At 34.2% G+C, this 10096-nt stretch carries 13 protein-coding genes; 10 read left to right on the top strand and 3 right to left on the bottom strand.

Features of this window, described 5'->3' with window-relative positions:
• From QZN33_RS10065 to QZN33_RS10045, 5 genes are all read left to right on the top strand, one after another.
• Window positions 1–657: Ig-like domain-containing protein (locus tag QZN33_RS10065; protein ID WP_296791947.1), on the top strand; the 657-nt coding region annotated here is incomplete at its 5' end.
• A gap of 195 nt (window positions 658–852) precedes the next feature.
• Entirely contained in the window at window positions 853–1779 is a 927-nt protein-coding gene (locus QZN33_RS10060) for a type II secretion system F family protein (RefSeq protein WP_296791942.1), read from the top strand.
• Window positions 1779–1958 carry a class III signal peptide-containing protein gene (locus QZN33_RS10055; RefSeq protein WP_296791939.1) on the top strand — a complete coding sequence of 60 codons (180 nt, stop codon included), beginning with the start codon at window positions 1779–1781 and terminating at the stop codon, window positions 1956–1958. Before QZN33_RS10060 ends, QZN33_RS10055 begins: the two co-directional genes overlap by 1 nt.
• Before the next feature lie 23 nt (window positions 1959–1981).
• Window positions 1982–2926 (top strand): bile acid:sodium symporter family protein, encoded by a 945-nt coding sequence (locus QZN33_RS10050; protein ID WP_296791936.1) that lies wholly within the window; start codon window positions 1982–1984, stop codon window positions 2924–2926.
• A gap of 201 nt (window positions 2927–3127) precedes the next feature.
• A complete protein-coding gene (locus tag QZN33_RS10045; RefSeq protein ID WP_296791932.1) occupies window positions 3128–3838 on the top strand; it encodes a DUF4013 domain-containing protein in 711 nt (236 codons plus the stop codon).
• Window positions 3839–3899: 61 nt separating this feature from the next.
• Here QZN33_RS10045 and QZN33_RS10040 read toward each other — a convergent pair whose 3' ends face one another.
• Entirely contained in the window at window positions 3900–4466 is a 567-nt protein-coding gene (locus QZN33_RS10040) for a TMEM175 family protein (RefSeq protein ID WP_296791929.1), read from the bottom strand.
• A complete protein-coding gene (locus tag QZN33_RS10035) occupies window positions 4453–5034 on the bottom strand; it encodes a TMEM175 family protein (protein ID WP_296791926.1) in 582 nt (193 codons plus the stop codon). The genes QZN33_RS10040 and QZN33_RS10035 overlap by 14 nt, the downstream gene beginning before the upstream one ends.
• Window positions 5035–5083: 49 nt before the next feature.
• Between QZN33_RS10035 and QZN33_RS10030 the strand changes: the two genes are divergently transcribed.
• Window positions 5084–6496, top strand: coding sequence for a lactaldehyde dehydrogenase (locus QZN33_RS10030; RefSeq protein ID WP_296791923.1), 1413 nt, complete (start codon window positions 5084–5086; stop codon window positions 6494–6496).
• Between the two features lie 74 nt (window positions 6497–6570).
• On the opposite strand, the gene QZN33_RS10025 is transcribed toward QZN33_RS10030, so the two are convergent.
• Window positions 6571–7293: a tRNA-binding protein gene (locus QZN33_RS10025; protein ID WP_296791920.1), complete on the bottom strand. Its 723-nt coding sequence runs from the start codon at window positions 7291–7293 to the stop codon at window positions 6571–6573.
• A 157-nt stretch (window positions 7294–7450) separates the two neighbouring features.
• Between QZN33_RS10025 and QZN33_RS10020 the strand changes: the two genes are divergently transcribed.
• The 4 genes from QZN33_RS10020 (at window position 7451) to QZN33_RS10005 (ending at window position 10096) form a co-directional block, all read left to right on the top strand.
• Window positions 7451–7843, top strand: a complete 393-nt coding sequence (locus tag QZN33_RS10020; protein WP_296791917.1) for a PRC-barrel domain-containing protein — start codon at window positions 7451–7453, stop codon at window positions 7841–7843.
• 71 nt (window positions 7844–7914) lie between these two features.
• Window positions 7915–8679, top strand: coding sequence for an aspartate dehydrogenase (locus QZN33_RS10015; protein WP_296791914.1), 765 nt, complete (start codon window positions 7915–7917; stop codon window positions 8677–8679).
• On the top strand, window positions 8680–9393 hold the full coding sequence (locus QZN33_RS10010; protein WP_296791911.1) for a tRNA(His) guanylyltransferase Thg1 family protein: 714 nt from the start codon (window positions 8680–8682) through the stop codon (window positions 9391–9393).
• A 4-nt stretch (window positions 9394–9397) separates the two neighbouring features.
• Entirely contained in the window at window positions 9398–10096 is a 699-nt protein-coding gene (locus QZN33_RS10005; protein WP_296791907.1) for a Mov34/MPN/PAD-1 family protein, read from the top strand.

Here is a 10096-nt window from a genome sequence, read left to right as displayed (position 1 = left end):
GGCAGTGAGGATTATGTCGGGTCTAATATTACAATTAAATTGGCTACTCCTCAAAGACAGTCCACAGTTATTGTAGGAGAGGACTTCACACAGTACGCATGTGACTATTATGAGGGTGAAAGAGGTAACAATTTCACTGTACAGCTTACAGATGCAGATGGCAATCCTTTAGCAAATAAAACAGTTTTCATCGGTTATAATGGTGTGACCTTAAACAGAACTACTGATGCTAACGGTTTTGCAAATGTTCAGATTAACCTCAAAAACGCAGGTCTTTACACCTTTGTTGTTGTATTTTTAGATGATGATGACTACAATGCAACCATGAAAGTATTTAAAGTAACTATCGAAAAGAAACCTACTTCAATTTCTGCAAGTGCAAAGACTTTCAAGGCAAGTGCTAAAACCAAAAAATACACTGTTACTTTAAAAACCATTAAAGGCGCATCCATTGACGGTAAAACCTACCTTGCATCCGGTAAAAAGGTTACCTTGAAAATCAACGGTAAAACATATACTGCTAAAACAAATGCTAAAGGTCAGGCTACTTTCAGCCTTAAGATAACCAAAAAAGGCAAATTCACAGCAGTAATAAAATACGATGGCGACAATACCTATAAAGCGTCATCCAAAAAAGTTAAAATTACAATCAAATAGAAGAGATTCTATTCTCTTCTAACTTTTTTACTTTTTGAATTTGATTATTATTTGTTCATATGTTCTTTGGTTATATTGTGTTAATTTAATCAAATATTTAATTATTTTATAGATTTATAACTATTGTTTTCACTTTCTAAAATTGCTTTGAAATACAACCAACACTTTATATGCTTTTAGTTCTAATATTATTTCATGAAATTAAAATTAATAACTAATTTGGCTATATTTTTGGACAATATTATATCTGAAAAGTATTTATCTAAATTGCAGGAATTTTTGCTGAGTGGGGCAATTTTTACAGAAGCAAGTAAAGTTTTAGCAATACTTATAATTTTTATCATGATTTCGGAAATTGTTCTTGGAGTAACAATAACCTTTTTCGGCTTGCCTGTTTCAGTATTGATCGTACCATTTTTTGCAATTCCGGGACTTTTCACATATGTTGTTGTCCAGCAGGAGAGAAGGGCACAGGAAATTGAAAAAACAGCTCCTGATTTTTTAAGGCAGCTGTCAAGCATGCTGCAGGTAGGACTCAGCTTCGAAAATGCCATGGGGGACATGTCTCAGTATGGTGAAGGGCCGCTTTACGATGAAATGCGTAGAACCATTATAGAAATTCGTATGGGGCGTAATTTCGATGAAGCATGGCGTGCAATGAGCAAAAGATTAAAATCCAGGGAACTGGAGAGAATTTTTGCAATTATTTTGGATGGGCGTAAAAGCGGATCAAGCATTTCAACAGTACTTTCTGATGTTTCTGATGATTTAAGAGATTTAATGGCACTTAAACGTGAGAGAAAATCTGCAGTCATGATGTCTGTCATGTTTTTAATAATTTCAGCGATTATAGCAACGCCTTTTGCAATTGGTATGGTTGGAGTTTATTCAGGATTTATGCAGAACTATGGAATGGATTCTGAAATTATTTTGACGGCTCCGGTAGCCGGTGAAATTTACTTAATCATTCATTCGCTTCTGGTGGGTTTTATAATAAGTATAATAATGTATGGGGACATTAAAAAAGGATTCAAGTTCTCGCTGCCTTTGCTTGCGGCCTCCTTTGGTATCTTTTATATTATTTCAACCTTCGGAGCTGAAATTCTTATGGGGGGATTCTAATGGATAATAAAGGTCAGGGTTCTGCTGAGTTCATTTTGCTTTTTGGAGGAATAATTGTGGTGGTTTTGCTTGCAATCTATATGTACAATAATTATGTAAGTGATTTAAGTGATGAGATTGCATCTAAAGAGGTTAATGAATTCAATAGGGAACTTAAAATTTTAGAAAAGTATTTTTAATTTGAAAAATGAATATTTAAACTATGATACGAATTTTCAAATTCATTGAAAAGTATTTTTTTGCAATAATGTTGGTGGCAATTATTGTTTCATTAACATATCCAAATTCATTCAACTGGGTTTTAAGCAAATATAATGGGATAAACATTTTGAATCTGCTTTTAAGTTTGGTTCTTTTTACAATGGGAACTACACTTAAGTTAAACAACTTTCTTGATGTTTTTAAAAGCCCTAAAGAAATCATTGTTGGTATTTCAGCTCAATATGTTATAATGCCTATTATTGCATTTGCTCTTGCAAGTATTTTTTCTCTGGATTTGGCTTTAACTGTTGGTTTGATTCTGGTTGGAACTGTTCCTGGAGGAACTGCATCTGATGTAATCACATTTCTTGCAAAAGGTGATGTTGCATTATCTGTTTCTCTAACGGCTATTTCCACATTGCTTTCACCGATATTGACTCCAATAATCACATTATTGATTATAGGCAATCATATTCCATTCAATCCTACAGAAATGTTCATATCAATCATTCAGATTGTTATCATCCCGATTGTTATTGGACTGCTATTGAATTATAAATTCCCTAACTTCTGTGAAAAGCTGAAAGATTATCTGCCGGCTTTATCTTCAATTGTAATCTGTCTGATTGTTGCAGGGGTTGTCGGAGCAAATAAACAGGCAATCTTTACTTCATCAGGGATAATTATCGTCGTTATTATTCTCCAGTATTTCCTGGCAATGCTTTTAGGATTTGCTGCAGGGTATCTTGTGGGAATGAAGAAAAAACACATGGTTACCATAGCAATTGAAATTGCTTTTCAAAATTCTGGATTGTCAACAAGTCTTGCAAAGACTCATTTCCCAAATCTTGCCCAGGCAACTGTTCCCGGAGCATTATATTCTGTCTGGCAGAACTTTGCAGGTTCAATTCTTGCATATCTTTTCAGAAGATATTTCACTGATTAAAAAATCAGGCGTAATTGTAGCATGAATAATCACGGTTATAGTTATTTTAATTGTTTATTCATTATTTTTAAACATTTTTTTAATTTTTTGGTGATTTCTTCCTTTCTTTTAAGTTAAAATATTTAAATACTATTAATTATATAATTTTTATTAAGCTCAAATAGAGTTTTTTCTATTAAAAAAATTAAAGGTGAAGAAAAAATGGAATTAATGGAAATTATTAGTGATGCTTTAGTTTATCCCTTTCATAATATTAAAGCATTGATTATATATCTCATTTTAGGTATTATATTAGGTATTGTATGGGTGGGATCCATGGGTGCTGCGGCTGCCAGCGCTGCAGCTTCAAATCTTGCGGCTGCAATGGGATCCGCTGTTATCGGATTTATTGTTGCAGTGATAATTTCATTTGCTATTTCCGGTTATCAATTGGATATAATTAAATACGGAATTGACAGATCTTTTGATGCTCCTGGACTTGATTTTGTAAGGCAATTTTTCAATGGTTTTAAATTAACTATTGTTCAATTGGTTTATTTCATCATTCCAATTATCATTTCTGCAATTTTAGCAATTATATTCCAGCACTGGTTAGCAATGGTAATTGAATTCATATTATTTGTAATTTTCGGTCTTGCAGCATTTATGGCTGAATGCAGATTAGCTAAAACTGAAGATATAGGTTATGCTTTATCAATTGGTGATGCTATAGGAGATATCACAAAAGTAGGCATTTTAAAATTAATCGTCTTTATTGTTATCGTAGCTTTAATTGCTTTCCTATTATCCATAATAGGCGGTTTCATTTCCGGTTGGAATTCAACAGTCGGAGGAATATTTTTAGGTGCTTTAGGTATTTACTTAGTATTCTTCGCAGCTAGAGCTGCTGGTTTATTATACTCCAATGTATAAATAAACCTCTCTTTTTTTTATTTTTTAAAAAATTAAGGCATTAAAATTAATCAATGCCCTATTAAACGTTAATTAATTTTGGAATGGTCCACACGCCAATTATTGATAGAAGACAACATATAATTATTGCAGGGGGATATGCGAAATAACCTATCAGCATTCCCGCAGCAACTATAATTATTGTACTGTACATTGGCTGAGGTTTTATAGCAATCTGCAGTGCAATATTTCCGGGATCGGCTTGTTTTAGGAATGTTCCGATAATCAGTGACAATACTGCGGTAACGATGAAATTTAATCCATATAAAAATTGCGGGAAAAATACATAGAAATTTTCAGCAACAAAAGTTGTCAGGTAAGGCAGTAATGATAATACAAACAGTGAAATTCCCATTGTCCAGATGACTTTGTTATCAATTTTATTTACAATGCTGAAAATATTGTTGTTGAAGTTCCAGAAGTTAAAGCACACAATAAAACTGATTGCATAAATTGCAAATTCATATTTTATCTCAAACAGTGCTTCCCAGCTGCCTGAAGCCGCAAGCGGAATTTCCAAAACAATGATTGTAATGATAATTGCAAGAATTGCATCAATCAGTGCTTCAAACCTTTCAGTTTCCATCATCATCACTCCTCATAACTCTGCCTATTGCAATCCACATTATAATTGAAATCAAACAGGCAAAGTAAATCCCCGGAATGAATACTGTGTAGGTTAGGATGAATCCTATTGCCAGAACAACTAAAGGCAGATTAAAATAATAGCTGTCGTTGTTTATTGCAAGTAACTGTTTATTATACAGGTTACTTCTGTATATTTCATGTGTAGCAAATGTATTCAGAATATGTGTCACAATAAAAATAACTCCGAACATGGTTTCTGCAGGAACTGAATAGACATTGTTTGCAAGCCAGATTGTAAAATACGGAAGAAGTGAAATTGCAAATGTCATTATTCCATAAGTCCAGACTGCCCTGTTGCTGATATTGTCAACTACCTGAAATAGGTTATGGTTTGCATACCAGATATTGAATAAAATTAAAAAACTAATCAGATATGCAATATAGATTGAATTAAGCTCCATAATGCCTGCAAGAGTTGGTGTTGCAGGCTGCGGAATTTTTAAAACCAAAACAGTTATGATGATTGCAATAATCGCATCAAAAAATGTTTCGAATCTATTTGTTTGCATAGTATATTATTTTAATTTCAAGTTATAAAAATATTTAACAGGTGATAAAATGGATATGCTGATTGGTGGAAAACACGTTTCAGGCGATGATTTGGAAGAAGTAAAAAACCCGTTTAATAATGAAGTAATCGATACTGTCCCTATTGCTCACAGACAAACTGCAGATTTGGCAATCAGGCAGGCTAATGATGCAAAAGACAGTTTGTGTGAGATGTCTGCATTCAAGGTATCAAACAATCTTTTCAATGCTGTTGAAAAATTAAAGGACAATCGTGAAGATTTTGCAAGATTATTGACTTTGGAGGTTGGAAAACCGATTAATGAATCATTGGTTGAACTGGACAGGTCAATTGAAACTTTAAAACTTGCAGCCGAAGAGGCAAAAAGAATTTATGGTGAAAGCGTACCATTGGATGCCGGTTTGAACGGCAAGGGATTTTTTGCATTCACTCAGCGCCTTCCCTTAGGTGTCGTTGCAGCTATAACTCCATTTAACTATCCTCTGAATTTAACAATCCATAAGATTGCTCCTGCAATTGCATGCAAAAATACGGTTATCATAAAGCCTCCGACACAGTCTCCTCTGACCGTGATGAAATTCGCTGAACTTTTAAACGAAGAGTTTCCGGACGGTGTTGTAAATACTGTAACAGGATACGGTTCTGAAGTCGGAGATTACCTGGTCACTTCTCCCGATGTTAATAAGATATCATTTACAGGAAGTGTAACAACCGGGCTTATGATTTCACAAAAGGCCGGAATGAAAAAGGTTACTCTTGAACTTGGCGGAAATGATCCTATGATTGTTTTAAATGATGCTGATGTTGATAAGGCAGTTCAGGGAGCAATCAACGGCGCATTTTTAAATGCAGGTCAGGTATGTATGGGAGTTAAAAGAATCATTGTTCAGGAGGATATCTCAAAGGAATTTGCCAAAAAGCTGGTTGAAAAAGCTGAAAGGCTGGTGATGGGTAATCCTTTGGATGAATCCACAACATTGGGAACTCTGATATCAGAAAAAGCAGCAATTCAGGTTGAAGAAACAGTAAACAATGCAGTTCAAAAAGGTGCTCGAATATTGACTGGAGGCAATCGTGACGGTGCATTTTATGAAGCCACAGTAATCGATAACGTCACAGCAGATATGGATCTGGTTGTAAATGAAACATTCGGTCCGGTAGCACCGATTATTCATGTGGACTCAGTTGATGAGGCAATCAGTGTGGCCAATGATACTGATTATGGTCTTCAGGCAGGAGTATTTACAAATGATTATTCAAATGCAATGAGATGCGTCCGGGAAATTGAAGCAGGAACTGTTTTTGTAAATAAGCAATCCACATTCAGAACAGATAACATGCCTTTCGGTGGATTTAAAAATAGTGGTGTTGGAAAAGAGGGCATTAAATATGCTGTTGAGGAAATGACAAAAACAAAACTGATTGGGTTGAATTTAAGGTAGTGATTCTGCCTTTTAATTCAACATTTTTGAGGAAATGTCTCAATATTAAAAAAAAGAAAATAAGTTTTTTAAACTTATTTTAAATAATTTTCCACGAGATTACGTGTTTCATTAAGAGATTCCATTGGAATTCCTTTAGGCATCTCTCCAAGTTCTCCCTCAACATCTTTGAGAATATTTCCGTCCATTCCTAAAAACATTCCTTCACTTACGATGTCACTAAAGGATTGTGGAGGTAATAAGGAGACTCCAACCTTATTGTCGTCTTTAACATTCATATCGTTGGTAACAACAGTAATTGCACGTTTTCCCAAATTGACATTGCACAGCATTAAATTATCGTTTTTAGGATGTGTGGTAACGCTCATAACTTCTCCGACTTTGATGTCAACGCCCATTATCGGATCATTTATAGGGCCTAATGCCAAACGGTCTTTCAAACCAATGATTGTGTCTAGGAAAAATCTTACTTTTGCAATGTTTTCCTGGGTTTTTTCTCGATCTTCCTTTGGAGCATTGCTTAAAAACTTTTTATTCCAGTCATCTCCACCTAAATATTCTATAATTTTCAATGCTTTTTCTTTTAAAGCTTCAACGTCAGGGGAGTTTACCAATTCATCTCCTTCCAAATAAGAGTAAGTCAATGATTGAAAATCACTGTTCATTTGCTTTCCTAAATCAACAGCCTGCTTTTTGTTCCAGCTGCCTCTAAAAGATGCTGTCGGAATGAGATTCAGATAGTTTTCTCTTGCCTTGCTTGCTACTAAAATTCTATAATCTTTTGTTGTATCCCACAATTTAAAGTCTCCTTTTAATCTAAATATTATTTTAATTTTATGATTAAATAAATTTTTTGTAATTTAAAGCTTTTTTCAAAAACATAAAGTATTTATATTAACAATTAAATAAAATTATACATATTTATTTAATTATTATTTTATTTGTGGTGTAAAAATGGTAGAAGTTTCAAAATTACGCAGTTTAGATATTTATACCAACACAGGACATTATGTTGGTCGTGTAGAAGATGTTGTTCTTAATATTAGATTAGGAACTATTTCAAAATTACAAGTCAGAGCAATTGAACAAGAAAGAAGACCTACTGGATTTGTTAACCAATTTTTAGGAAGTATTCGTGGTGAATCCCCAGAAGATAATGATATGAGGTCTTTCCAAAATGATGTATTAACCGTTGATTTTGATAAAGTTCAAGCTATTGGGGACATTATGTTAATAAACCCTAGGGACATGAAAAAAGTAAACCCGGAACCACAAATCCCTGAAGCACCAGCTCCAAAACAACCTGAAACTCAACCACAAAATGAAACTCAAGTTCAATTCGACTAAAAGATTAGAAATAATCTTTTAAATTCTTTTTTTATTTTTATTCAATTTAATTAACTTATTTTAGTGATACTATGAAAGTAGGTATTATAGGATGTGGAGCTATAGCTAATATTATAACAACCAGCATAGTTCCTGAAGAAAACGGCATTGATATTGCATACTTTTTTGATAAGGATATTGAAAGGGCTGAAAATCTGGCAAGTCTGGCCGGAGGAGTAGCCGCACTTGACTTTGATGATATGGTGGATAATGTAGATCTGGTCCTCGAATGTGCATCACCTGATTCAGTCAAGCAACTGGCGCCTAAAGTATTGATGAAAGGCAAAGACATGATTGTAATGAGCATTGGTGCATTTATGGACATGGACTTTTACAATGATGTTTTAAAAATTGCCAAGGAAAACGGTGCTAAAATTCATTTGCCGTCAGGTGCTGTTGTGGGGCTGGACGGAATTAAAGCTGTAGCTAAATTCGGACTTAAAGAAGTAAATCTCGTAACCCGTAAATCCCCAAAATCTCTTGGGAAAGATATTGATAAAGAGGAAATATTATTTGAAGGAAAGGCTTCAGAAGCAGTCAAGGAGTTCCCTTTAAACATCAATGTTGCAGCAACAATAAGTATGGCATGCAACAGGGATATTGATGTTAAGATAATTGTGGATCCTAAAGTTGACAGAAATGTTCATGAAATTACTGCAAAAGGAGACTTCGGTGAGTTTAAAACCACTACTATGAATTATCCGTGTGCTGCCAATCCGAAAACAAGCATGCTTGCAGCACTTTCTGCAATCAGATTGCTTAAAAGTTTCAATGAAACAATCAGTGTAGGAATGTAAATGAAAGAATTTGAAGTTTATTCATCTTTAAGAGTTCCCAAAAACTCTAAAATCATTATGCGATTGGATGGGAGAAGTTTTCATTCCCTAGCTCGTGATTTAAATCTGGTCAAACCATATGATGAAAATTTCTATAATGTCATCTGTGAAGTTTGCAGAGATTTGTTTGAAGAGTTTTCACCCATATTCGTTTATACTTTTTCAGATGAAATAAGCTTGCTTTTTGATAAGGTTCCTTTTGACGGCAGAATTGAAAAACTTGATTCTGTTATTGCGAGTTTTACGGCCAGTTCCTTTGTTATGCATTATGATACTCAATTCAAAAAGCCTCCTTCATTTGATTCGAGGATTATTCCAATTTCAGATGGGGATATATTGAGCTATTTCAGATGGAGGCAGGATGAGTGCTGGAGAAACTGTGTCAACTCACATGGCATTTCATACCTCAAATCAAAGTATTCAAATACTGAAGCAAACGACATCATAAAAGGCATGAATTTAAGTGACATTAATGAATTATTGTTCGAAAATGGCATTAACTTAAATGATGTTGAAATTTATAAAAAAAGAGGAATTGGAATATACAGGAAAAATAAAAAAATAGTAGGTTTCAACAAAAAAGAAAATAAAAATCAGACTTCCTACAGAAGCTATATCTATAAGGACTGGGAACTTCCGATATTTTCTGAAAAGTTCTTCAAAAAGTTAAGGTGATTGAATGGGATTCATGTCAAAACTGTTTGGAAATAATGATGAGGAATTTAACGAAGTCAGGGTAGACAGGGAAGTTTTGGAATCAGTAATTTATTATGCAAAAAAGTCTTATCCCAATGAGTTTCTGGCATTCTTTGACGGTGAAATTAAAGATAAAGTTCTCTACATTACCAGTCTGATTTTTCTGCCTGGTGAAACATGTGAAACAGGAGCAGTTATTCACAACGAACTGATTCCTATGAATACAAAATATTTCGGATCTGTTCACTCACACCCAGGTCCAAGCGCAATGCCGTCAGATGCTGATTTAACAACATTTTCCCGACATGGTTATTTTCATATGATAGTATGTCTTCCTTATTCACTTGAAACCTTCAGGGCCTATGACCGTTACGGCCAGTCTGCTGAATATAGTGTAGGGGACTACGGATATCTGCTTGACAACAATCCTGATGATTTTTTTGATGAAAGCGATGTAGTTACAGATGATGACGAATTCAAACCTGGATTTTTCGATGAAGATGATGATGAATTCTTCAAACACCTTGACGATGAGGAAGAAAGAATCAATCATTATGAAGAATTTGAAAGACGAAACCAGATTAATGTTATATCAAAAACTCAAATGCCAAATCAGGTTATAAAAATAGAGCTTAATCCTGATGGGACTGTAAAAAAAGTTTCTAGAAACTTTAAAGACTGA

Source organism: uncultured Methanobrevibacter sp. (assembly GCF_900314615.1).
Classification (GTDB): domain Archaea; phylum Methanobacteriota; class Methanobacteria; order Methanobacteriales; family Methanobacteriaceae; genus Methanocatella.
This window is presented reverse-complemented; position numbering and strand designations above follow the sequence as displayed.

Excerpts from the sequence above, each read along its gene's own strand:
- QZN33_RS10060 (WP_296791942.1), top strand. The coding sequence starts at position 853 with ATGAAATTAAAATTAATAACTAATTTGGCTATATTTTTGGACAATATT.
- QZN33_RS10055 (WP_296791939.1), top strand. The coding sequence starts at position 1,779 with ATGGATAATAAAGGTCAGGGTTCTGCTGAGTTCATTTTGCTTTTTGGA.
- QZN33_RS10050 (WP_296791936.1), top strand. The coding sequence starts at position 1,982 with ATGATACGAATTTTCAAATTCATTGAAAAGTATTTTTTTGCAATAATG.
- QZN33_RS10045 (WP_296791932.1), top strand. The coding sequence starts at position 3,128 with ATGGAATTAATGGAAATTATTAGTGATGCTTTAGTTTATCCCTTTCAT.
- QZN33_RS10040 (WP_296791929.1), bottom strand. The coding sequence starts at position 4,466 with ATGATGGAAACTGAAAGGTTTGAAGCACTGATTGATGCAATTCTTGCA.
- QZN33_RS10035 (WP_296791926.1), bottom strand. The coding sequence starts at position 5,034 with ATGCAAACAAATAGATTCGAAACATTTTTTGATGCGATTATTGCAATC.
- QZN33_RS10030 (WP_296791923.1), top strand. The coding sequence starts at position 5,084 with ATGGATATGCTGATTGGTGGAAAACACGTTTCAGGCGATGATTTGGAA.
- QZN33_RS10020 (WP_296791917.1), top strand. The coding sequence starts at position 7,451 with ATGGTAGAAGTTTCAAAATTACGCAGTTTAGATATTTATACCAACACA.
- QZN33_RS10015 (WP_296791914.1), top strand. The coding sequence starts at position 7,915 with ATGAAAGTAGGTATTATAGGATGTGGAGCTATAGCTAATATTATAACA.
- QZN33_RS10010 (WP_296791911.1), top strand. The coding sequence starts at position 8,680 with ATGAAAGAATTTGAAGTTTATTCATCTTTAAGAGTTCCCAAAAACTCT.
- QZN33_RS10005 (WP_296791907.1), top strand. The coding sequence starts at position 9,398 with ATGGGATTCATGTCAAAACTGTTTGGAAATAATGATGAGGAATTTAAC.